We start from the raw sequence: 20,769 nt of genomic DNA, 5'->3' as shown, positions 1-20,769 counted from the left end.
CGTCGTACATGCTGAGTTGTCGTGCGAGCCGGGTTGTCGTGCAGGCAGAGTCGTCGTGCAGGCAGAGTCGTCGTGCGGGTGGAGTCGTCGTACGCGCGGAGTTGTCGTGCGGGCGGTGCTGTCGTGCGGGGGGCAAGTCGTCCGGTGGGGGCTTCTGTGGGTTTGGGTTACTCGCCGTTGAGGGCGGCGGTTGGGGTGGGGAGGGTTTGGCGGAAGCGGAAGTGGGTGGGGTCGGTGAAGGTTCCGGGGACCTTGCCGAGGGAGTTGATGATGGTGGCGGTTCCGTTGGCGTGGCTCATGGCGTAGAGGTAGCCGGAGCCGGTGTCCTTGTCGATGCCGAGAAGGAGCGTGCTCGCCCGGCCGCACTTCTCCGCGATCAGGGTCTCGAAGCCCTGCCACGTCCGCGTCCGCACCTTCTTCACGATCGGTACGGCGGTGCTGCTCAGCGGGATCCGGATCGTGTAGAGCGCGCCCCCGCGGGTGTTCGCGAGGAAGGTGTCGTACGTCGGGGTCTGGCTGATCAGCGTCATCGTCTTGACCGCGTCGAACCCCTTGAACACCTTGGGCTGGCCCCAGCCCTGGTTCCAGCGGTGGATCGTCCCGGACCACAGCGCGTAGTTGTTGGCCCGGTGCGACCCGTCGGCGGCGAAGTAGAACGACTCCTCGACGTACGTGATGCTCGGCGTCCAGCCGCCCCCGATCAGCGTCTGCTCGTACGTGCCCGGCGTGACATCGGTCAGGTTGTCGCCGACGTGGTAGTAGACGTCGTACAGGCTGTTGCCGATCGAGACCGTGGCGAAGCGGTGCTCGCCCTCGCTCGCACCGGGCTCCCAGCCGACCGCAGTGGCCAGCCGCACCTGCCCGTCCGGGAACAGGTCCTTCGGCCCGTCGACGGACTGTACGACGCTCGGCGGCGTGGTCGCGGAGACCTGCTGGAGGCGGTGACCGCCCGATGCCGTCACCGACCCCAGCCTGAGTCCACAGACGGCGGTGGTGCTCGCCGTTGCCGTCGGGACGAGTGTCGCCGCCAGCAGTACGGCGCTCAGCGTGCCGGCCAACCCGGTGAGTCTCCTCATACCCACGTCGATGCACTCCGTCGCCAGAAAGTTACAGCGCCCGATCGAAGAAGCTCCGCACCAGCACGCGTACGCGCTGATCCCGCAAGACGTACTGCCGATCAGCCGAGCCCGAGCCGACGGCGTGACGAGGCCGGCCGCCTGCAGCTGCGGAGTAAGGGCGGCGTAGTCGGTGAACACCCAGTGGTTCGCATCCCGAAGCTCGACGCGCCGTACCGCTCCGCCGTGAGCCATCACGGCCGCCCAGGTCCGGTCGAAGCGATCGTCGCGGAAGCCGTCCGTCCCGGCCAGCAGCAGCGGCTTGTCGGTGCCATGCTCAGCAATCGGGTGCAGCTCACCGTCCAGCGAATCCAGGTACCCATCAAGGTTGACCGCCGCTCGGACCCGCGGATCGTCGAGCGACACCGCCGCGGTCGCGCCGCCCGCCGATCAGCTCACGCACGCCGGCGCCGTTCCACGGATCAGTGCGATCACGATCCACCAACGGCAACCTCGTCGTACCGACCAGGAATCCTCCCGTCGGCGGCGGAAGCCGAAGCGTGAGGTCACCACTGCGGGCGAAGGCCGGCGACACCCCGGTCAGGATCGTCGAGGCGAGTACGGCGGTGAAGGTTCGTCTCCTCATGACGCCGACGCTGGCATCCGCAACCTGGGTCGTCACTACTGTCGGATCGACCTCCACCCGGAGATCCACCCGTCGTCCGGAGAGCGCTCCACTCGCAGTCGGTTGACATCAAAGGGGTAACGCCGTGAAACGGCGCGCCTGAGACATGGCCCGGTTGTCGGAGGTGCCACGTAGTGTGGGTGTGTGAACCGGCGAATCTTCGGTCTGGAGAACGAGTACGGCGTCACGTGTACCTTTCGCGGTCAGCGCCGACTGACCCCGGACGAGGTGGCGCGGTACCTGTTTCGGCGCGTCGTGTCCTGGGGGCGGAGCAGCAACGTCTTCCTCCGCAACGGGGCTCGGCTCTACCTCGACGTGGGCTCCCACCCGGAGTACGCGACCGGTGAGTGTGACTCGGTCACCGACCTGATCGCGCACGACAAGGCCGGTGAGCGGATCCTCGAGGGCCTGCTGGTGGACGCGCAGAAGCGGCTGCACGACGAGGGCATCTTCGGCGACGTCTATCTGTTCAAGAACAACACCGACTCGGCCGGCAACAGCTACGGCTGCCACGAGAACTACCTGGTCAGCCGGCACGGGGACTTCGCCAAGCTGGCCGACGTGCTGATCCCGTTCCTGGTCACGCGCCAGCTGATCTGCGGCGCCGGCAAGGTGCTGCAGACCCCGCGCGGCGCGGTGTACTCGGTCAGCCAGCGCGCCGAGCACATCTGGGAGGGCGTCTCCAGCGCGACCACCCGGTCCCGGCCGATCATCAACACCCGCGACGAGCCGCACGCGGACGCCGAGCGGTTCCGCCGGCTGCACGTCATCGTCGGCGACTCGAACATGTCCGAGACCACCATGCTGCTCAAGGTGGCCAGCACCGACCTGGTACTGCGGATGATCGAGGCCGGCATCGTGATGCGCGACCTGACCCTGGACAACCCGATCCGGGCCATCCGCGAGATCAGCCACGACATGACCGGCCGCCGCGAGGTCCGGCTCGCCAACGGCCGCGAGGCCAGCGCCCTCGACATCCAGAGCGAGTACCTGACCAAGGCGCGCGACTTCGTCGACCGCCGCGAGCTCGGGACGCCGGCCGTCGAGCGGGCGCTGTCGCTGTGGGAGCGGACGCTGAAGGCGATCGAGTCCGGTGACCTGAGCGGGATCGAGCGCGAGATCGACTGGGTGATCAAGTACCGCCTGATCGAGCGCTACCGGCAGCAGAACAACCTCGGCCTGGCCAGCCCGCGGGTCGCCCAGCTCGACCTGGCGTACCACGACATCCACCGGCCGCGCGGGCTGTACTACCTGCTCGAGCGCAAGGGCGCGGTCACCCGGGTGGTCGACGACCTGCGGATCTTCGAGGCCAAGTCGGTGCCGCCGCAGACGACCCGGGCCCGGCTGCGCGGTGAGTTCATCAAGCGCGCGCAGGAGCGCCGCCGCGACTTCACCGTCGACTGGGTGCACCTGAAGCTGAACGACCAGGCCCAGCGCACCGTGCTGTGCAAGGACCCGTTCAAGTCCCACGACGAACGAGTGGAGAAACTCATCGCCAGCATGTGAGGTCCGCCGTACGACGAAATCGCTGTCACTGTACGTGGTGTGACGCAATGGTGACGCGGTCGGGCGATGGGCTCTTTGCGTGCGCAGGCTAGGGTGGGCGCGTTGTTGCCCCCCGAGAGGGTTCTGCCCTCCGAGTCGAGCGGCGCGGATCGCGCCGGGATGTTTCGAGGTGCTCGTTTCGTGCGCAAGTTGTTGAGTCTGGTCGCGGTGGTCGCGCTCGGGTCCGGGCTGGCCGCCTGTGGCTCCGACGAACCGGAGTTCGGAGCCGGTGGGGTGAAGGTGACCTCGGAGTTCGGCCAGAAGCCGACCGTCACCCACCGCGAAGGTGACCCGGACAAGACCCTGGTGACCGAGGTCCTCAAGGAGGGCGACGGGCCGGCGGTCAAGAAGGGCGAGCTGCTCACCGCGAACTACCTCGGCCAGATCTGGCGGGACGGCAAGGTCTTCGACAACTCCTACGACCGGGGTGCGCCGGCGTCGTTCCCGATCGGGGTCGGCGGCGTCATCGCCGGCTGGGACGAGGGCCTGGTCGGCAAGAAGATCGGCAGCCGCGTGATGCTGTCCATCCCTGCCGACAAGGGCTACGGCCCCTCCGGCGGCAACGAGAAAGCCGGCATCACCAAGGACGACACGCTGATCTTCGTCGTCGACCTGGTCGGCGCGGCCGCCAACGACACCCCGCTGGACGCCACCCCGGCGGCCTCGACGGCGAGTGCGATCAAGGTCACCGGCGCGCTGAACGCGGAGCCGAAGGTGACGGTCCCGGCGGGCAGCAAGGCGCCGGCGAAGCCGGGCAAGCCGGTGGTGTTCGCGACCGGCAAGGGCAAGCCGATCGAGAAGGGCAGCCAGCTGATCGGCCGGTACGTCGTGTTCGACTACGCCGGCAAGAAGCAGGCCAGCACCTGGGACGGCCAGCCCGCCGCGCAGGGCCAGCCCGCGCAGCCCGGCGCCCCGACCGACCAGCTGCAGGTAGGCCCCGGCCCGAACGGCCAGGCCGGCCCGCTGGACGCCCTCGCCGGTATCCCGATCGGCAGCCGCGTCCTCGTCGAGCTGCCCCCGACCAAGGACGCCGCCGGCAAGACCGTCAGCGCCTTCGCGGTCATCGACGTGCTGAACGCGTTCCCGGCCCCGAAGCAGCAGGGTCAGTAACCGAAGCAGCAGGGTCGGTAACCGAAGCAGCTACCGACAGCCGGTCTCCCTACGTGGGAGGCCGGCTCTCGGTGTGTTTATCGGCGGAACCAGCGGTTGGTGTCCGGGTGGAAGGTGAGGGCCAGGGCGGCCAGCAGGGCGCTGAGGTGGATGGTGCGCAGGCCTGCCGAGAGTAAGAACGAGGGAGACCAACTGAGGTCGCTGAGCTGGTGGTCGGCCAGCCAGGTGATGGGTTGGTAGACGAGGGACGCGAGGCCGACGGTGCCCAGGAGCCCGGCAAGGAGGTAGCGGGACCAGGGGACGCCGTGACGGAAGTAGCGGTCGATGGTGACGAACAGTCCGCCGTACACAAGCGTCCGTACGGCGAGCTGGACCGCGAGAGCTGGTAGCGAGCTGTCCGCCTGGATCGCGCCGACGACGGACTCCGCGACCCCCGCACCGACGGCGAGCAACCACAGCAGGGTCGCCCAACGGGCCGTCAGTGGGGCTTCGACTGCAGTAGTGGTTGCCATGCTTCCAGCGTCGCCGCCGAAGCCCTGAGCATCAGGAGTACTGCGACCACACTCGAGGTGGACGTACCCCCACCGGTCACCCTCGCTCCGGCGCTACCCCACGCTGCTGCTGCCGCCGTGCCACTGGCTGCTGACCCTGGCCGGCCAGGACCGGAGCACCGCTCGACAACACCGCCTGAGTGCTGTCCACGTGCCTGTGGAACTCGTCCTGTCCAGCGGCGTACGCCATCAGGTCGATGTCGTGCGGCAGCTTCGGCGCCGCGTCGAAGATGCGGGCGTGCGAGGCCGCCAGCAGCACTCTGATCGTCGCGTCCCCACCGCGCTGGTACTCCGGCCCCTGGTACAGGTAGTACTCCGCCGCAGTGAACGCCCGCCGCGCGTCCGGATCGGCAATCAGGTCCCCTCGGCCCTCGGCCCGCTGTGTTTCCAGATCGCCCAGCACAGTGAACGCCTCCCGCTGCAGAGCATGCCGATCGGCCTCCGCACCGGTCATCGTGCACCAGATCCCCTCGGGAGGAACGGCGACGCCGTACGCCTCTGCGGCGGCGCTCCCGCGCATCAGCACGTTCCCCGGGATCGCCCGGCCGTCCGGCAACCGCACGTGGTTCTGCAGCGTCTCCAGGCCGGGTGGCGCCTCAGCCTGGAACCGCGCCTCGATGATCGCCCCCATCCGGGCCGACGTCCGGCTGCCAGGAGTCTCGTCGACCCGGACCACCAGGCCGGTGGCCCGGTCGGTCGTCAGCTCCCGCCGGCGACCCGGACCGAAGCGATCGACCATGCGATGGCCGCCGATCGGGAGGTGGTACTGCTCGAGCTCGGCGCCGGGGCTCTGACCCTCGGCGGTATGGGCGAGGCGATACCGCCACTCCGCAAGGTCGCGGTACAGCTGCACGAAGGCCATCGATCGCTCGTCCGGCGTCGACAGGCGGCCCAGCGTCCCGCTCAACCTCTCCAGCGCCTGGTTGGCGGCAGCTGCCTGGAAGTCGGCGAACCGCGCCTTCTGGTCCCAGACCGCCGGATTGTTCGTCGTCATGATGAACTCGGGCGTCGGGAAGCTCGCGGCGGTGATGATCACGGCACGTCCACGAGTCCGGCGGCATGGCGCCCGGCGGCTGCGGCTGCCTCGAAGTACGCGCGGTCGGCGTCCAGGTCGCGGCCCATCGTCGACAACTTGACCGGCGCTGCACGCATGGCGTCGTACAGGCCGTCCACTCCCACGCGCACGACGCGGTGCCGGGCCTTGAGTGGTTCGGCGGCGTCGCGGACCGCGTCACCGAACTCACCCGGCAGATCGGGTACGACGACATCCGCCGGCTGCAACGCCACCCGGCCGTACGCGGTCAGGCTGTGGTGCGAGATCCCGCGGTGCCGCGGCCGTGGATCGGCCTCGGAGATCCGGAGCGACGCCACGGCCCGCCCGCCCAGCGTGCCGACCGCGTTGACCGCCTCACCGGACTGCACCCCGGAGAACCCCCAACGAGTCCCAGTCCCCAGATTGCCCGGCCCCTGTGTCAGTACGACGAGCTCCGCCGTCAGCACGTGTACGGCGGTCAGCAGCCCGGTGTGGACCGTGACAGCCTCCCGATCCCCGCCGTACGCCTGTCCAACGGTCACAGTCCCGCTCAGCCACCCGCTGTCCCGCAGCGCCGCCACAGTCCGCGAGAACGCCAGCGGCAGCGCCCCACCGTCAGTCATCACATAGACGACCCGCGTGGTCGGCCGTGCCTCGTACACACCGGCCAGTACGGCGGGGAGCGCCGAGTGCAGGTCCGCCACGACGATCGGCGTACGGAAGAGGTCGTCCGCGTCACGCAGTACGTCGTGGTCGGGGGAGTCCTGCTCGTCCGCGCCCAGCACCATCGTCTGCAGCGGCGTGTAGCGCGCCTTGACCAGGTGGCCGTGCTCAGGAGGGTCCTCCGGCAGCCGGTCCGGTACGGCGACCACCAAGGCGTACCCGCCCGTCCCCAGGCCCTTGTCGAGCGCGCCGACGTTCAGCAGCACCCGGTCGCCGGCCACCGGCGAACCGACCAGCTCCGGGTAGGCCAGCGCGCGCACAGCCTGCGAACCGACCGTCACTGTCAGTTCGACAGCGCCCGCCCAGCTCCGTCCGACCTCACGCACCACACCGTCGCGCCACCGAATCACAGGCCGACTGTAGTGCCTCGACGAGGCACGTGCCTCGAAGGTGTGTTCGAAGATTTCGGTGCGGGAGGGCGGGGTTTGACGCTTTCAGGCCGTAAGGTGGTCGGGTGTCGGCGCGGAAGAGTGAGCGACTGCTCAACGTGGTCATCTGCCTGCTGGTCGCGCGCACCTACGTGACCAAGGAACGCATCCGCGAGGTCGTCGAGGGGTACGCGGGCCAGACCGACGACGCGTTCGAGAAGATGTTCGAGCGGGACAAGGACGAGCTGCGCGATCTCGGCATCCCGATCGAGATGGGCACGATCGACAAGTTCTTCTCCGACGAGGTCGGCTACCGGATCCGCCGGGACGTGTTCGAGCTGCCCGAGGTTCATCTGGAGCCGGACGAGGCCGCCGTACTGGGGGTCGCCGCCCGGGTCTGGCAGCACGCCAGCCTGGCCGAGGCGACCACGTCGGCGGTGCTCAAGCTGAAGGCGGCCGGGATCCAGACCGACCAGTCCGCGCTGAGCGCCATCGAGCCGCACGTCGGCGCGTCCGAACCGGCCTTCGATCCGCTGTGGTCGGCCGTGGTCAGCCGGACCGCCGTACGGTTCCAGCACCTGCGCAGCGGTGCGTCGGAGCCGACCACGCGGACCCTGGAGCCGTGGGGGATCGTCTCCTGGCACGGCCGTTGGTACGTCGTGGGCCGGGACCGCGACCGCCAGGCGACCCGGATGTTCCGGCTGTCCCGGATCGGCGGGGACGTGAAGACGGTCGGCGAGCCGGGCGCGTTCACCGTGCCGGAGGGCACCGACCTGCGGTCACTGGTGTCCGAGCTCGCGCCGCCGCGTCCGACGTCGGAGGCGAAGGTGCGGGCTCGCACCGGCTCATGCGTCAGCCTGCGACGCCGTGCGAACGCCATAGAGCCGTACGAGGAGGGCTGGGACCTCCTGCACGTCCCGTACGCCGACTCCGGCGTGCTGGCCGAGGAGATCGCCTCCTACGGCCCCGACGCGGTGGTTGAGGGCCCAGGCGACGTACTGGACGGTGTGCTGTGGCGCTTGCGAACGGTGGCTGGCGTATGAGCAACGCCCGCGACCAGGTGCAGCGACTGCTGGCACTGGTGCCTTACCTGCGCGAGAACGACGGTGCGCGGGTCGACGACGTCGCCAAGGAGTTCGGCGTCCGGCCGAAGCAGATCATCGCGGACCTGAAGGTGCTGTGGTTCTGCGGGCTGCCGGGTGCGCAGATGGGCGACCTGATCGAGATCGACATCGAGGCGGCCGAGGGCGACGGCGTCATCCACATCAACAACGCCGACTACCTGGCCCGTCCGTTGCGGCTGGCCGCGGACGAGGCGCTGGCGCTGCTGACCGCGCTCCGGACGCTGCGTGAGGTGACCGCCGGGAGCGACCGGGACGCGGTCGACCGGGCGATCGCCAAGCTCGAGCGCGCTGCGGGGGAGGCTGCGGCCGCGAGTGAGGGTGCGGCGGCCCACGTACACGTCGAGCCGGCCGCGCCGGAGATCGCCGAGACGGTCAACCGGGCCCTTGCTGGGAAGCGTCGCCTGCATCTGACGTACGACGTACCGTCGCGCGACGAGACCACCGAGCGGGACGTGGACCCGATGCGGCTGGTCGTCTCCGAGGGGCGCACGTACCTGGAAGCCTGGTGCCGGCTGGCCGAGGACGTCCGGTTGTTCCGCCTGGACCGGATCGCTGCGGTGAAGCTGCTCGAGCTGCCGAGCGAGCCGCCGCCGGAGGCGACGCCGCGGGACCTGTCGAACGGCATGTTCCAGCCGTCCGAGCGGGACCTGCTGGCGACCATCCGGCTCGCGCCGCCGGCCCGCTGGGTCGCCGAGTACTACCCGAACGAGTCGGTCGAAGAAGGCCCGGAGAACTCACTCATCGTCAAGCTCCGCGTCGCCGACACCGGCTGGCTCCAGCGCCTGGTCCTCCGCCTGGGCGGCGCCGCCACACTCCTCCACCCACCCGACCTGACCACCCAGATCGCCGCCACCGCCCGCGAAGCCCTCTCCGCGTACGACGACCCGTCCTGACCCCACCTCTCGTTCGAGCGGATATCCGCTCGTGGTGTGCCTTCTCCCCTCGTAGACGACCGGAGAAGGCATAGGTCGAGGGGATATCCCCTCGAACGCGGGTGGGGTGGGGCTAGCCCTGGCTGAGGTTCTTTTCGAGGGGGGCGCGGAAGCGGGGGGTTACGCGGACGCCGGAGAGCCAGGCGGTCCAGCGGGCGGCTTCGGACTCGACCAGGGCGAGGGTGTCGGAGCCGACGTCTTCCAGGAGTTGGTAGCGGACTTCGCCGGACTCCGGCTGGCCCCAGCCGCCGATGATGCGTCCGTCGGCCCAGACCGTCGGGCCTACGTTGCCGGTGTTGTCGAACAGCTTCGCCTTGTGCTCGCCGAGGTACCAGTCGCGGTCCTTCCAGCCCATCGGCGTCGGGTCCAGCGCCGGCAGGAACGCCACCCACGGCTCCACCGGCACCTCGGGCGCCTCGTCACCCGGCAGCACGTAGCCCACCTGCCCGTCCAGGTCCACCTCGACCGCCTCGACCGCAACCAACGCCTTCTTCGTCTGACCGCCCGTCCAACCAGCCCACCACTGCAGGTCAGCCGCCGTACCCGGGCCGAACGACGACAGCCACGCTCGGGCCAGCGTCACCCGCGCCTCCTCAGCGGCGAGCTTGTCGCCGAGCCCGCCCGGCACCCAGTCCTCCGCCGGTGACCACTGGTGCTGGCTGCTCAGCCACGTCCCCAGCGGGCGTCCACGCACGATCCGCCCCTCCGCCGACAGCTGGAACAGCACCCGGCTCGTCACGTACGGCTGAGCGGCGTACGCCTTCCCTTCCGCCATACTGAGTCGGCTCCGCAGCCGCGGCTCGTCCGCAGACAGCTCCTGAGCGGTCGCAGACCCGCGCAGCGTCAGCGCCGTGGCAGTCGACTCCTCGACCGCCCGCAGCCACTTGCCGGACGCCTCCACGTCCGGCGCGATCCCCGCCTCGGTCAGGTGCTTGACCAGCAACTTCCGCTGCTTCACCGCGATGTCGTCCGTGCACGCCGCCTGCACCACCGGCGCAAAAGCAGTGGGTACGACGAACACCGTTCGGCGCATGCCGAGCATCCGGATCAGCGTCCGTTCCTCGTACAGAGCACGCTCCGTGCCTGCCACTTCACTCCCAGGCACGCGCGCAGCCACAGACAGGTGGACCGTCGCGGGATCGGTGGCGTGCAGGGCCACCACGGACGCGGCCGCCGCCACCGGGTCCGCGGCCTGGACGTCCGGCCCGAGCCGGTGCCGCCGGCCGATCCGCGTCCGCCGCTCCTCGACCCCGAACCGCACCATCCAGCCGCCCCCTCGCCGTACCGAAAGTTTCCGTGCTCACACGCTCGCGGAAGCAGTCTGCCCGCTCACCGGCCGACCGGCAGCCCGAAGGCCGCGTCGGCTGCGAGACACCCGGTTTTACCATCACGTTCCGGCACCGTTGTCCACCGAGACTCCCCGCGGGACGTGGGCGATCGCCGGGAACCCGCTAGGCTCCTGGGTATGTACTGGTTCCTGCTCCTCCTCGGTGTGGTGGCGGTGTGGCTGCTCGTCCTCGCCCTGCTCGCGAAGAGGCTGTGGGGCCAGGGCAAGGCGCTGACGCGTGAGTTGGTCGCCGCCCAGTCCAAGCTGGACGCCGCGATGTCCACGGCCGGGTCTGGACAGACCCGCGAGGATCAGCGAGCACCGGCGTAGTATTCGGCCCACGTTCGCACGCTCGAGCGTCCACCTAGAAGTTTTGTGAAAGGGAGATCGACATGGCACCACTCATCGGTATGCCCCAGGGCGCGGAGTGGCTGATCATCCTCGCCATCGTCGTGCTGCTGTTCGGATCGGCCAAGCTGCCGGCTCTGGTGAAGCAGCTCGGCAAGTCGAAGAAGATCTGGGAGGAAGAGGTCGGCCCGAAGAAGAAGGAGCCGGAGCTGACCGAGGGCACCACCCAGCCGGCCCAGGCGCCGACCCAGCAGGCCGCCCCCCAGGCGCAGCCGCAGGCGGCCCAGCAGCCGAACCAGGTGAACGGCCAGGCGCCGGGCGACGGCCTGCCGCCGCACACGGCCAACTGAGCCGAGCACCCGCCGGTGTCATTGGTGAAGATCGGACGGCGTAAGGAACCCAAGGAACGCCGTCCGAAGGACGACGAGGGTCGGATGACCCTGCGCGAGCACATCATCGAGCTGCGCAACCGGCTGGTGATCAGTGTGCTCGCGATCGTGGCCGGGACGATCGTGGGCTGGATCTTCTACAACCAGGCCTTCGACTTCCTGACCAAGCCGTTCCTGACCAGCGTCGCCGAGATGGCCAAGGACGCGGGCAACACGAAGACCCCGCAGCTCACCTTCCCCGGCGTCGGCAACGCACTGACCTTCCGGATCAAGATCTCGGCGCTGTTCGGCCTGATCCTGGCCGCGCCGGTCTGGCTGTACCAGCTGTGGGCGTTCATCGCGCCCGGCCTGCACCGCAACGAGCGGAAGTGGGCCTACGTCTTCTCGGCGCTCGCCACCCCGCTGTTCGCCGGCGGTATCTGGGTGGCCTACTGGACGCTGCCGAAGGGCATCGAAATCCTGCTCGGCTTCACCCCGCTCGACATCCAGAACCTGGTCGAGTTGCCCGACTACCTCGACTTCGTGCTGCGCACGATGCTGGTCTTCGGGGTCGCGTTCCTGATCCCGCTGGTGGTCGTGCTGCTGAACATCCTCGGGATCGTCCCCGGCGCCGCGCTGGGCCGGTTCCGGCCGTACATCGTGCTGGTCATCTTCGTGTTCGCGGCGGTCGCGACCCCCTCCGGTGACCCGTTCACGATGTGCCTGCTGGCGATCCCGATGTGCGTGCTGTTCTTCATCGCCGAGGTGATCTCCCGGCTCAACGACCGCCGCCGGGCCCGCAGGACCGAAGAGCTCCTGGCCGACTGATGAGCAGGAAAGTAGCGCTGGTGGTCAACCCGACCGCCGGCAAGGGCCTCGGTGCCCGGGCCGCGCCGGTCGTCCGCGGGCGGCTGGAGGCGGCCGGGCTCACCGTCGACGAGTACTCGACGACGTGTGCCGAGGACGTCGGCCGGATCTCGGCCGACGTGATCGCCTCCGGCGCCGACGCGGTCGCGCTGATCGGCGGCGACGGCACCATCCACCTCGGCGCCCAGGTGCTGGCCAGGTCCGGGATGCCGTTCGGCGTGATCCCGGCCGGCACCGGCAACGACTTCGCCCGCGGGATCGGCGTACCGCTGAAGGATCCGGCCGCGGCGGCCGACCTGATCGTGGCCGGCAACACCCGGGCGGTCGACCTCGCGGTGGCCAAGGACGAGTACATCACCACCGTCGTGGCCGGCGGTTTCGACTCCCTGGTGAACAAGCGCGCCAACGCGATGACCTGGCCGAAGGGCAACTCGCGCTACACCGTCGCCACCCTCGCCGAGCTCCGCACCTTCACCCCGCTCGAGTACGTCGTGACCGTCGACGACCAGGTGATCGAGACCAGGGCCATGCTGGTCGCGGTCGGCACCGGGCCGACGTACGGCGGCGGACTGCAAATCTGCGCCGGCGCCGAGATCGACGACGGCCTGCTCGACGTCACGATCATCTCGCCGCTGTCCCGGCTGACCCTGCTGCAGCTGTTCCCGAAGCTCGCCAAGGGCACGCACGTCGGCGATCCCCGGCTGCTGACGCTGCGCGGCAAGTCGGTCCGGATCGAGTCGCCCGGTATCACCGCGTACGCCGACGGCGAGCCGCTCGGCCCGCTCCCGGTCGACATCACCATCGCCCCAGGCGCCCTCACCGTCTTCGCCTGAGACACAACCTTCCCTCTCTAAGGCGTGACCTTGGGTTCGGGGCGGTCAGTTCGGTGGTCTGCTTCGGCTCGTTGACGGAGCATGGACAGGGTCGTTGCCAACTGTTCGACGACGCCGGCAGGCAGCACCGAACCCACCCAGGTGGTGAGCTCCGCCTCGACGGTGGGGGCTGCTGCGGCGAGGATGCGCTCGCCTTCCGGAGTGAGCGTGACCAGCGACGAGCGGCGGTCGTGCGGATTCGCCGTACGGCGGACGCGGCCGGCGGACTCGAGCCGGTCGACGGCCTTGCTGGTCGCGCCGACGGTGATCGCCATCTGGTGGGCGAGGTCGTGCACGCGGGCCGACCCGCGGGCCGCGATGAACCGGAGGAACTCGAACTGGCCCAGCGGCAGGTCGTGCTCCGCCTTCAGCCGGGCGTCGAGCACGTTGTACAGCCGCGTCTCCAGCCGGACCAGGTCGGTGAACAGTGCTGTGAGATCGGTCACTCGGCATCCTGGGGAATGAGCTGCTGAGGAATCTGGTTACCAGGAACTATATTCCTCGGAATCTATCATCCAGCGGAGGATGACGATGACCTTCGAACAACGCGCCGCGGCGCGAGCCATCATCACCAAGGGCGACCTCGGCCGGACCGTGGCGGAGCAGCGGGCCGGGTTCGACGAACTGTTCGCGACCCGGCCGCTCGGCGACGACGTCACGCTGACGCAGCGCACGCTGGGCGGCGTCCCGGCGCTGGACGTCGATGTCGCCGGTGCGGATGGCGACGCGGTGATCTTCTACCTTCACGGCGGCGGTTACGTCGTCGGTTCGGCCCGGACCGGCGCCAACCTGGCGGCCCCGCTGGCCCGCCGTACCGGCTTCCAGGCGGTCTCGCTGGAGTACCGGCTCGCACCGGAGAATCCCTTCCCGGCTGCGCTCGATGACGCGTTGGCGGCGTACAAAGCGCTCGTGGAGACCGGCCGTCCGATCGTGATCGCGGGCGACTCCGCAGGTGGCGGGCTGGTCCTCGCCACCATGCTGGCCGCGCGACGCGAGGACCTCCGGCTGCCGGCCGCTGCCGTTGTCTTCTCGCCCTGGGCCGACCTCACGCTGTCCGGCGCGAGCATGGACACCCGCGGCGACTTCGACCCGCTGTTCAGCCGCGCCCACATGCAGGAGTACGCCGACCACTACCTCGCCGGCCACGACCCCAAGCACGACCTGGCCAGCCCCCTGCTTGCCAACCTGACCGGCCTCCCACCCCTCCTGATCCAGGTCGGCAGCGCCGAGGTCCTCCTCGACGACGCCCTCCGCCTGGCCACCCACGCCGCCGAACAAGACGTCGACGTGAGCCTGGACGTAGTCGCCGGCGCACCCCACGTCTACCCCCTGATGGCCGGCCTCCTGGACGAGGCCGACGAGGCCCTCGACCACGCCGCGACGTTTCTTGGGGGTCGGGTCGCATAGATTGGGGGCATGAGCACTCCGTCCGAGAAGTACGCCGTGTTTCGCTCGGACCAGGAGCATCCGGCGGTCGTGGAGTTCAGGCGGCTGTACGACTTCGAGCTCGACGAGTTCCAGTTGCGGGCCTGTGCGGCGCTGGAGGACGGGCATCAGGTACTGGTGGCGGCGCCGACCGGGTCCGGCAAGACGCTGGTCGGCGAGTTCGCCGTCCACCTGGCCCTCCAGCGCGGGCAGAAGTGCTTCTACACCACCCCGATCAAGGCGCTGAGCAACCAGAAGTACGCCGACCTGGTCAGCCGGTACGGCGCCGACAAGGTCGGCTTGCTGACCGGTGACAACTCGATCAACTCCGACGCCCCGATCGTCGTCATGACGACCGAGGTGCTGCGGAACATGCTGTACGCCGGTTCCAGCACCCTGCTCGGCCTGTCGTACGTCGTGATGGACGAAGTGCACTACCTGGCCGACCGCTCCCGCGGCGCGGTGTGGGAGGAAGTGCTGATCCACCTGCCCGACTCGGTGTCGGTGGTGTCGTTGTCCGCGACCGTGAGCAACGCCGAGGAGTTCGGCGACTGGCTGGAGACCGTCCGCGGCAACACCGTCGTCGTCCTGGAGGAGAAGCGGCCGGTGCCGCTGTTCCAGCACGTGATGGTGGGCAAGCGGCTGCACGACCTGTTCGCCGGGGAAGCGCCGACCGCGAGGGTCGGCGCACCTGCGAAGAACAAGTCCGGCAACCCGGCCAAGGCGGCGCAGCCCGACCTGAAGGACCTGGTCAACCCGCAGCTGGTCCGGATCGCCCGCGACGACAACCGGGTCTTCCGCGACGACTCGCGCAAGCCACGCCGGCGCCGCGACCTGCCGAAGAACCGGCCCAGCCGGACGCACTTCACGCCGTTCCGGTCCGACGTGGTCGAGGAGCTGGACGCCGGCGCGCTGCTGCCGGCGATCTACTTCATCTTCTCCCGCAAGGGCTGCGAGGACGCGATGCTGCAGTGCCTGCGGTCCGGCCTGCGGCTGACCAAGCCGCACGAGCGGGACGAGATCAAGCGGGTGCTGGCCGAGCGGACCGCGGACCTGCCGGACGAGGACCTCGGCGTGCTCGGGTACCACGACTTCGCCGAGGCGCTCAGCCGCGGGATCGCCGCGCACCACGCGGGCATGCTGGCGGCCTTCAAGGAGGTCGTCGAGGAGCTGTTCGCGCGCGGCCTGATCAAGGTCGTGTTCGCCACCGAGACGCTTGCCCTGGGCATCAACATGCCGGCCCGCACCGTCGTGCTCGAGAAGCTGTCGAAGTGGAACGGCGAGGCGCACGTCGACATCACCCCGGGGGAGTACACCCAGCTCACCGGCCGGGCCGGGCGGCGCGGGATCGACGTCGAGGGGCACGCGGTCGTGCTCTGGCAGCCCGGGTTCGATCCGCGCGCCGTGGCCGGGCTGGCCTCGACGCGTACGTACCCGCTGCGGTCGTCGTTCTCCCCGTCGTACAACATGGCCGTCAACCTGGTCCGCCAGGTCGGTCGGACCCGGGCCCGCGACATGCTGGAGCTGTCGTTCGCGCAGTTCCAGTCCGACCAGGCTGTGGTCGGGCTGGCCCGGCAGGTGCATCGCAACACCGAGGCGCTCGAGGGCTACAAGGAGTCGATCGACTGCCACCTCGGCGACTTCCTCGAGTACGCCGACCTGCGCCGGCGGATCGGTGAGCGCGAGGCGTCCGGGTCGAAGCGGCGCAAGCTGGACCGCCGGATCGAGGCGCAGGAATCGATCGAGAAGCTGCGGATCGGCGACATCGTCCGGATCCCGGCCGGCCGCAGCGCGGGCTTCGCGCTGGTGCTCGACCCGGGGATGCGCTCGGAGCGGGAGGGCCCGCGGCCGACCGTGCTGACGCTGGACCGGCAGGTCCGCAAGCTGTCGATGATCGACTTCCCGACCCCGGTCGAGGCGATCGGGTCGCTGCGGATCCCGAAGAAGTTCAACCCGCGCAACCCGCAGCAGCGCCGCGAGCTGGCCCAGGTGCTGCGGAGCCGCACCGACATGCTGGGTGAGGACGGGCCGCCGTCGCGCGCCCGCGGCCGCGACGCGGTCAGTCATGCGGACGACCCGGAGCTGCAGGAGATGCGGGCGCAGTTGCGCGCGCACCCGTGCCACGGCTGCTCGGACCGCGAGGACCACGCCCGTTGGGCCGAGCGGTACTTCCGGCTCGACCGGGAGAACCGCGACGTGCAGCGGAAGATCGAGCAGCGCACGAACACGATCGCCCGCCAGTTCGACCGGGTCTGCCAGGTGCTGGACGCACTGCACTACCTGGACGGCGACAAGACCACCGAGGCCGGCGACCGGCTGGCGCGGATCTACACCGAGCTCGACCTGGTCGCGGCGGAGTGCCTGCGGCAGGGCGTGTTCGACGACCTGACGGTGCCCGAGCTGGCCGCGTGCCTGGCTGCGCTCGTCTACGAGTCGCGGGCGAAGGACGAGCCGACGTCACCACGGTTGCCGCGTGGCGACGTACGGCAGGCGCTGGAGCGGATGGGGTCGATCTGGCGGAACCTGTCGGCCCTGGAGCGCGACATGCGGGTCGACTTCCTGCGGTCGATGGACCTCGGGTTCTGCTGGCCGGCGTTCCGCTGGGCCTCGGGCGCGTCGCTGGCCGAGGTGCTGTACGAGTCCGACCTTGCCGCGGGTGACTTCGTTCGTTGGGTGAAGCAACTGATCGATCTCACCGAGCAGGTCGCCGACGCCGCCGGTGACACCCAGTTGCGCAGCACCGCACGAGCTGTCGTGGACCAGATCCGGCGCGGTGTGATCTCGTACGCCTCGGTGGTCGACGAGCCGTAGACGAACCCACGCGGTGAGAGACTCCTCAGGCACTGCCCCCTGCCTTGAACACCTGAAGGAGAACACGTTCGTGGAGCTGTCGCGCCGCAACCTCGGGAAGTTTGCTGTCGCAACCGGGGCGGCCGCCGCCGTCGGCACCGGAGTGGGGACGACGGTGCTCAGTCGTTCCGCCGATGCCGCCGCAACCTGGAAGACCACCGGCACCGCGGTCACCGCGCTGGCCGGCTTCGACAACCAGATGAAGACCTTCATGCAGGCCCGCGGCATCACCGGCGGCCAGCTCGCGGTCACCTACAAGGGCCGCCTGGTGCTTGCCCGCGGCTACAGCACGTCCACCTCGCTGGACGTCCAGCCGACCTCGCTGTTCCGGATCGCGAGCGTGTCGAAGTCGATCACCGCGGCCGCGATCATGAAGCTGGTGCAGGACGGCAAGCTGAGCCTGTCCACGCCGGTCACCAAGATCCTCACCACCACCCCGCCGGCCGGCCAGACCCGGGACGCGCGCTGGTCGTCGGTGACGATCAAGCGGCTGCTGCAGCACCTCGGCGGCTGGGACCGCGACCTGTCCGGTGACCCGAACTTCAAGGATGCCACGATCTCCAAGGCGCTGAACGTGCCGATGGAGCTCAAGCACGCCGACGTGATCAAGTACATGGCCGGCCAGACGATCAACCACGCGCCGGGCACCAAGGTCGTCTACTCGAACTTCGGCTACGTGCTGGCCGGCCGGGTGATCGAGAAGGTCAGCGGCATGAGCTACGCGGCCTACGTCCAGCAGAAGCTGCTGACCCCGCTGAAGATCAAGCGGATGGCGCTGGGCTGGAGCATCGCCAAGCACACCGGTGAGATGCCGTACGAGTCGCAGTACACCGGCAAGACCGTGCTCGACAACACCGGCGCGACGGTGGCCTCGCCGTACGGGACGTTCAGCATGCGGATCCAGGACGCGAACGGCGGCTGGATCGCCAGCGCGCCGGACCTGGTCCGCTGGGCGCGGATGTTCGACGCGTCGTCCTCGGTGCTGAACTCCACCTCGCTGAACGCGATCTGGGCGAAGCCGGAGACCGGCATCAGCAACGGCTGGTACTACGGCCTCGGCTGGCAGGTGCGTCCGACCTCTGGCGGCACCGGGCGCAACACCTGGCACACCGGCAGCCTGCCGGGCACCTACAGCCTGCTGGTCCGGACCTCGTCCGGGATGAGCTGGGCGGCCGTCTTCAACCGCCGCGACGACGCCAGCGGCAAGTCGTACGCCGACATCGACGCGGCGATGTGGACCGCGGCCAACGGCGTGCAGACCTGGCCGACCCACGACTACTTCTCCAAGTACTTCAGCTAGAACAGGGATCGGAAGTGTGGGGTGCGCACCTGCGCCTCACCTGCCATCGAGGTCAGTACGGCGCGGACGGTGTCGATCGCGTCGTCGCCGTACTGCCTTCGGAGTTTGCGCTCGTAGGCCTGGTGGAACTTCCGGGCCGCGTTGAGCGCCGCCTCACCCCGCGGGGTCAGGTGCAACAGGCGCGCGCGGGCGTCGGACGGGTCGGGACGCCGTTCGACGTACCCGCGCCGTTCCATGTCGTCGACGATCTGGCTCGCGCCCTGTTTGGTGATCTCCAGCCGCTCCGCGAGTCCGCTGATACTCGTCGGCCCGGCGCCCAGCGTGCGCAGCACGAACCCGTCCGACCGGCCCTGGTCGTCGAACCCCTGCGCAGCCGTCTCCGCCCGCAGCCCCCGGACGAACTCCTGCTCGGCCAACAGCAGCAGGATCCCGAAATCAGGCTTGCCAGATCGTGTCATGCGCTCCATGATAGTCAAGCTGGCTTGGTCAAGTCAGCTTGACTATCTGAAGGAGGGGACATGCAGGTTGTCCGAGCGGACGAGGCGCCGGTGTTCGAGCTGCCCGGCGTGCGGTTCACGGTGATGGCGGCGCCGAGCCTCGGGTCGGCCGGGTTGTGCACGTGGAAGCTCACCGTCGATCCCGGCGCCGGCGGCGACCAGCCGCACACCGTCGACCGCGACGAGGTGTTCATGGTGCTCGACGGCACTGTGCAGGTAACCCCGGACGGCGACAAGCTCGGCGCCGGCGACGCCGTCGTGGTCGCCGCGGGGGAGCCGATCCGACTGACCAACCTCGGCGCCGGCCCGGCCGAGCTGTACGTCGCCGTCACCGCCGGCTTCACCGGGACGATGGCGGACGGTACGACGGTTCAGCCGCCGTGGGCGCAGTGAGTCAGCAGCGCCGGAGCGGTGCGGTGTAGGTGGTGTTGCTGGTGGTGGCGACGTAGTAGTCGGTGACCCAGCTGCCGTCACTCAGCCGGTCCCAGACGGACGTCGTACCGACCCTGGAGCCGGCGCGCTGGCAGGTCACCCAGGCCAGGGACCCGATCGGAAGCGGGCTTGGGTACGCGGCGTACGACGTACCCGGGCCGTGCCGGCGGGTCAGGTTGTTGATCGTGGTCTGGAAGGCGTTGCTGCAGCCGGGGATGGGTGCGGAGTAGCCGGTCTTGTTCGGTGTCCGCACGTAGTAGTCGGTCACGTAGGTGCCGTCGATCAGCTTGTTCCACACGCTGGTGGTGCCGATCTTCGGCCCGAACGTCTGGCAGACGATCCGTACGCCGGCGTTCGCCGCGATCGTGGACCGGACCGGGTACGCGGTAGACGGGCCGGCGTACGAGTGGATCGTGGTCCGGACCGTGTACGTGTACCAGACACTCGCCGCCGGCGCGTCGAAGCGGTCGCTGTCGATGTTGAGCGTCACGCCGCCGTGCGTCTCGTTGTGGTCGCCGAGGTACTGCTTGCCGCGTTGGCCGACCGCCCAGAAGGAGTTGGGCACGGTCGGCCAGCCGGTGAGCGAGCTGATGCCGTCCCAGCGGGCGATCCAGAGCGCGTCCGGCCGGGCGTACGACGTGGAGTTGTACGCCGACGCGAGGTGTGGCGCTCCCGAGTTCTGGTGCGCGTACACGCCGGAGAGGAACCCGAGCCGGTGCAGCTCCTTCGTCCAGGCCGACAAGAAGCGCAGCACCGTCGTCTTGCAGGTCGCATCAGCCGCGTTGTAGTGCTCCAGGTCGAAGTAGATCGCGCTACCGGCCAGCAGGTTGAGCGCCCGGGCTCTGGCGATCGCATCCCTGGCCTGGAGGCCGCCTTGGGTGGTGGCGGACGGCGCGGTCATCTTCACGGCGTTGGTCCGGAACGTGCAAGGCGCCTGGTAGCCCACGTAGATCGGAATCAGCCGGAAGCCCATTCGCGTCACGCTGCTGACCCAGCTGGGCGTGAGCTGCGGTTGCGCACAACTGCGGTTGACGCCGCCGATGTAGATCCCGATCGCCTTGTACGGCGAGGCTTTCCACGCCGTCATCTGGGCGACCGTCGGCGCCGTGCACGTGTCGAACGCATACCCGGTGAACCGCGTCGCCGTACTCCCCGCCGGATAGGTCAACGGCGTCGTCGGCTCGGCCGAAGCCGTCATCGGCAACCCCAATGCCAATACCGCGACAGCCACCGCCAGCACCCTGACCCGGATCATCACGATCACCCCCACCTGAGTAGTAGACAGCCGGGAGCCTGGCGGGCGCCAGTCCTGCGCAGGCGTTAAGTTGAGGGAAGCGTCGAGTCGGGAGGTCGTGGG

General features: G+C 69.4%; 21 protein-coding genes. 12 read left to right on the top strand and 9 right to left on the bottom strand.

Annotation, left to right across the window (positions count from 1 at the left end; translation table 11 throughout):
* Positions 1-167: 167 nt before the first annotated feature.
* Positions 168-1,481, bottom strand: coding sequence for a hypothetical protein (locus tag ACIBGM_RS31200; RefSeq protein ID WP_396387557.1), 1,314 nt, complete (start codon positions 1,479-1,481; stop codon positions 168-170).
* Positions 1,438-1,701 carry a hypothetical protein gene (locus ACIBGM_RS31195; RefSeq protein ID WP_396387556.1) on the bottom strand — a complete coding sequence of 88 codons (264 nt, stop codon included), beginning with the start codon at positions 1,699-1,701 and terminating at the stop codon, positions 1,438-1,440. Before ACIBGM_RS31195 ends, ACIBGM_RS31200 begins: the two co-directional genes overlap by 44 nt.
* 183 nt (positions 1,702-1,884) lie before the next feature.
* Between ACIBGM_RS31195 and pafA the strand changes: the two genes are divergently transcribed.
* Both pafA and ACIBGM_RS31185 read left to right on the top strand, forming a co-directional pair.
* Entirely contained in the window at positions 1,885-3,246 is a 1,362-nt protein-coding gene (gene pafA, locus ACIBGM_RS31190; protein WP_360533813.1) for a Pup--protein ligase, read from the top strand.
* Between the two features lie 180 nt (positions 3,247-3,426).
* Positions 3,427-4,395, top strand: coding sequence for an FKBP-type peptidyl-prolyl cis-trans isomerase (locus ACIBGM_RS31185; protein WP_360533810.1), 969 nt, complete (start codon positions 3,427-3,429; stop codon positions 4,393-4,395).
* A 77-nt stretch (positions 4,396-4,472) separates the two neighbouring features.
* Here ACIBGM_RS31185 and ACIBGM_RS31180 read toward each other — a convergent pair whose 3' ends face one another.
* The 3 genes from ACIBGM_RS31180 to ACIBGM_RS31170 form a co-directional block, all read right to left on the bottom strand.
* Positions 4,473-4,907 carry a hypothetical protein gene (locus tag ACIBGM_RS31180; protein ID WP_360533807.1) on the bottom strand — a complete coding sequence of 145 codons (435 nt, stop codon included), beginning with the start codon at positions 4,905-4,907 and terminating at the stop codon, positions 4,473-4,475.
* A gap of 76 nt (positions 4,908-4,983) precedes the next feature.
* Positions 4,984-5,982: a hypothetical protein gene (locus ACIBGM_RS31175; protein WP_396387554.1), complete on the bottom strand. Its 999-nt coding sequence runs from the start codon at positions 5,980-5,982 to the stop codon at positions 4,984-4,986.
* The gene (locus ACIBGM_RS31170) at positions 5,979-7,052 is read right to left on the bottom strand and encodes a DUF3866 family protein (RefSeq protein WP_396387553.1); all 1,074 of its coding nucleotides are present in this window, start codon (positions 7,050-7,052) and stop codon (positions 5,979-5,981) included. Before ACIBGM_RS31170 ends, ACIBGM_RS31175 begins: the two co-directional genes overlap by 4 nt.
* Positions 7,053-7,156: 104 nt before the next feature.
* On the opposite strand from ACIBGM_RS31170, the gene ACIBGM_RS31165 reads away from it, so the two are divergent.
* A complete protein-coding gene (locus ACIBGM_RS31165; RefSeq protein WP_396357454.1) occupies positions 7,157-8,113 on the top strand; it encodes a helix-turn-helix transcriptional regulator in 957 nt (318 codons plus the stop codon).
* Entirely contained in the window at positions 8,110-9,087 is a 978-nt protein-coding gene (locus ACIBGM_RS31160; protein WP_396387552.1) for a helix-turn-helix transcriptional regulator, read from the top strand. Before ACIBGM_RS31165 ends, ACIBGM_RS31160 begins: the two co-directional genes overlap by 4 nt.
* A 112-nt stretch (positions 9,088-9,199) precedes the next feature.
* Here ACIBGM_RS31160 and ACIBGM_RS31155 read toward each other — a convergent pair whose 3' ends face one another.
* On the bottom strand, positions 9,200-10,390 hold the full coding sequence (locus tag ACIBGM_RS31155) for a winged helix DNA-binding domain-containing protein (RefSeq protein ID WP_396387551.1): 1,191 nt from the start codon (positions 10,388-10,390) through the stop codon (positions 9,200-9,202).
* Positions 10,391-10,591: 201 nt separating this feature from the next.
* Here ACIBGM_RS31155 and ACIBGM_RS31150 point away from each other — a divergent pair, with 201 nt between their 5' ends.
* The 4 genes from ACIBGM_RS31150 to ACIBGM_RS31135 all read left to right on the top strand — a co-directional run bounded on the left by ACIBGM_RS31150 (position 10,592) and on the right by ACIBGM_RS31135 (position 12,869).
* On the top strand, positions 10,592-10,783 hold the full coding sequence (locus ACIBGM_RS31150; RefSeq protein WP_396387550.1) for a hypothetical protein: 192 nt from the start codon (positions 10,592-10,594) through the stop codon (positions 10,781-10,783).
* A gap of 62 nt (positions 10,784-10,845) precedes the next feature.
* Positions 10,846-11,151, top strand: a complete 306-nt coding sequence (locus tag ACIBGM_RS31145; protein ID WP_396387549.1) for a twin-arginine translocase TatA/TatE family subunit — start codon at positions 10,846-10,848, stop codon at positions 11,149-11,151.
* A 15-nt stretch (positions 11,152-11,166) separates the two neighbouring features.
* Positions 11,167-11,997, top strand: a complete 831-nt coding sequence (tatC, locus tag ACIBGM_RS31140; RefSeq protein WP_396387548.1) for a twin-arginine translocase subunit TatC — start codon at positions 11,167-11,169, stop codon at positions 11,995-11,997.
* Positions 11,997-12,869 (top strand): diacylglycerol/lipid kinase family protein, encoded by an 873-nt coding sequence (locus ACIBGM_RS31135; RefSeq protein ID WP_396387547.1) that lies wholly within the window; start codon positions 11,997-11,999, stop codon positions 12,867-12,869. The genes tatC and ACIBGM_RS31135 overlap by 1 nt, the downstream gene beginning before the upstream one ends.
* A 17-nt stretch (positions 12,870-12,886) precedes the next feature.
* Here the strand turns inward: ACIBGM_RS31135 and ACIBGM_RS31130 are convergent, their stop codons facing one another.
* Positions 12,887-13,354, bottom strand: a complete 468-nt coding sequence (locus ACIBGM_RS31130; protein WP_396387546.1) for a MarR family winged helix-turn-helix transcriptional regulator — start codon at positions 13,352-13,354, stop codon at positions 12,887-12,889.
* Positions 13,355-13,433: 79 nt separating this feature from the next.
* Between ACIBGM_RS31130 and ACIBGM_RS31125 the strand changes: the two genes are divergently transcribed.
* The 3 genes from ACIBGM_RS31125 to ACIBGM_RS31115 all read left to right on the top strand — a co-directional run bounded on the left by ACIBGM_RS31125 (position 13,434) and on the right by ACIBGM_RS31115 (position 18,483).
* Positions 13,434-14,315 (top strand): alpha/beta hydrolase, encoded by an 882-nt coding sequence (locus ACIBGM_RS31125; RefSeq protein WP_396387545.1) that lies wholly within the window; start codon positions 13,434-13,436, stop codon positions 14,313-14,315.
* A gap of 9 nt (positions 14,316-14,324) precedes the next feature.
* Positions 14,325-17,144: a DEAD/DEAH box helicase gene (locus ACIBGM_RS31120; protein WP_396387544.1), complete on the top strand. Its 2,820-nt coding sequence runs from the start codon at positions 14,325-14,327 to the stop codon at positions 17,142-17,144.
* Positions 17,145-17,214: 70 nt separating this feature from the next.
* Positions 17,215-18,483: a serine hydrolase domain-containing protein gene (locus ACIBGM_RS31115; protein ID WP_396387543.1), complete on the top strand. Its 1,269-nt coding sequence runs from the start codon at positions 17,215-17,217 to the stop codon at positions 18,481-18,483.
* Here the strand turns inward: ACIBGM_RS31115 and ACIBGM_RS31110 are convergent.
* Positions 18,480-18,941: a MarR family transcriptional regulator gene (locus ACIBGM_RS31110; protein WP_360533765.1), complete on the bottom strand. Its 462-nt coding sequence runs from the start codon at positions 18,939-18,941 to the stop codon at positions 18,480-18,482. The two genes, ACIBGM_RS31115 and ACIBGM_RS31110, sit on opposite strands and share 4 nt — an antisense overlap.
* A 60-nt stretch (positions 18,942-19,001) precedes the next feature.
* Between ACIBGM_RS31110 and ACIBGM_RS31105 the strand changes: the two genes are divergently transcribed.
* Entirely contained in the window at positions 19,002-19,373 is a 372-nt protein-coding gene (locus ACIBGM_RS31105; RefSeq protein ID WP_396387542.1) for a cupin domain-containing protein, read from the top strand.
* Between the two features lies 1 nt (position 19,374).
* Here the strand turns inward: ACIBGM_RS31105 and ACIBGM_RS31100 are convergent, their stop codons facing one another.
* On the bottom strand, positions 19,375-20,667 hold the full coding sequence (locus ACIBGM_RS31100; protein WP_360533759.1) for a glycoside hydrolase domain-containing protein: 1,293 nt from the start codon (positions 20,665-20,667) through the stop codon (positions 19,375-19,377).
* Positions 20,668-20,769: the final 102 nt, after the last annotated feature.

Origin of the sequence: Kribbella sp. NPDC050470 (assembly GCF_044458365.1) — a bacterium.
Classification (GTDB): Bacteria; Actinomycetota; Actinomycetes; order Propionibacteriales; family Kribbellaceae; genus Kribbella.
The sequence above is the reverse complement of the archived record's forward strand: the minus strand, read 5'-3'. Positions and strand labels throughout refer to the sequence as shown.

Coding starts and splice junctions, on each gene's coding strand:
- ACIBGM_RS31195 (WP_396387556.1), bottom strand. CDS start 1,701: ATGAGGAGACGAACCTTCACCGCCGTACTCGCCTCGACGATCCTGACC.
- ACIBGM_RS31180 (WP_360533807.1), bottom strand. CDS start 4,907: ATGGCAACCACTACTGCAGTCGAAGCCCCACTGACGGCCCGTTGGGCG.
- ACIBGM_RS31160 (WP_396387552.1), top strand. CDS start 8,110: ATGAGCAACGCCCGCGACCAGGTGCAGCGACTGCTGGCACTGGTGCCT.
- ACIBGM_RS31155 (WP_396387551.1), bottom strand. CDS start 10,390: ATGGTGCGGTTCGGGGTCGAGGAGCGGCGGACGCGGATCGGCCGGCGG.
- ACIBGM_RS31150 (WP_396387550.1), top strand. CDS start 10,592: ATGTACTGGTTCCTGCTCCTCCTCGGTGTGGTGGCGGTGTGGCTGCTC.
- ACIBGM_RS31145 (WP_396387549.1), top strand. CDS start 10,846: ATGGCACCACTCATCGGTATGCCCCAGGGCGCGGAGTGGCTGATCATC.
- ACIBGM_RS31135 (WP_396387547.1), top strand. CDS start 11,997: ATGAGCAGGAAAGTAGCGCTGGTGGTCAACCCGACCGCCGGCAAGGGC.
- ACIBGM_RS31125 (WP_396387545.1), top strand. CDS start 13,434: ATGACGATGACCTTCGAACAACGCGCCGCGGCGCGAGCCATCATCACC.
- ACIBGM_RS31120 (WP_396387544.1), top strand. CDS start 14,325: ATGAGCACTCCGTCCGAGAAGTACGCCGTGTTTCGCTCGGACCAGGAG.
- ACIBGM_RS31110 (WP_360533765.1), bottom strand. CDS start 18,941: ATGACACGATCTGGCAAGCCTGATTTCGGGATCCTGCTGCTGTTGGCC.
- ACIBGM_RS31105 (WP_396387542.1), top strand. CDS start 19,002: ATGCAGGTTGTCCGAGCGGACGAGGCGCCGGTGTTCGAGCTGCCCGGC.
- ACIBGM_RS31100 (WP_360533759.1), bottom strand. CDS start 20,667: ATGATCCGGGTCAGGGTGCTGGCGGTGGCTGTCGCGGTATTGGCATTG.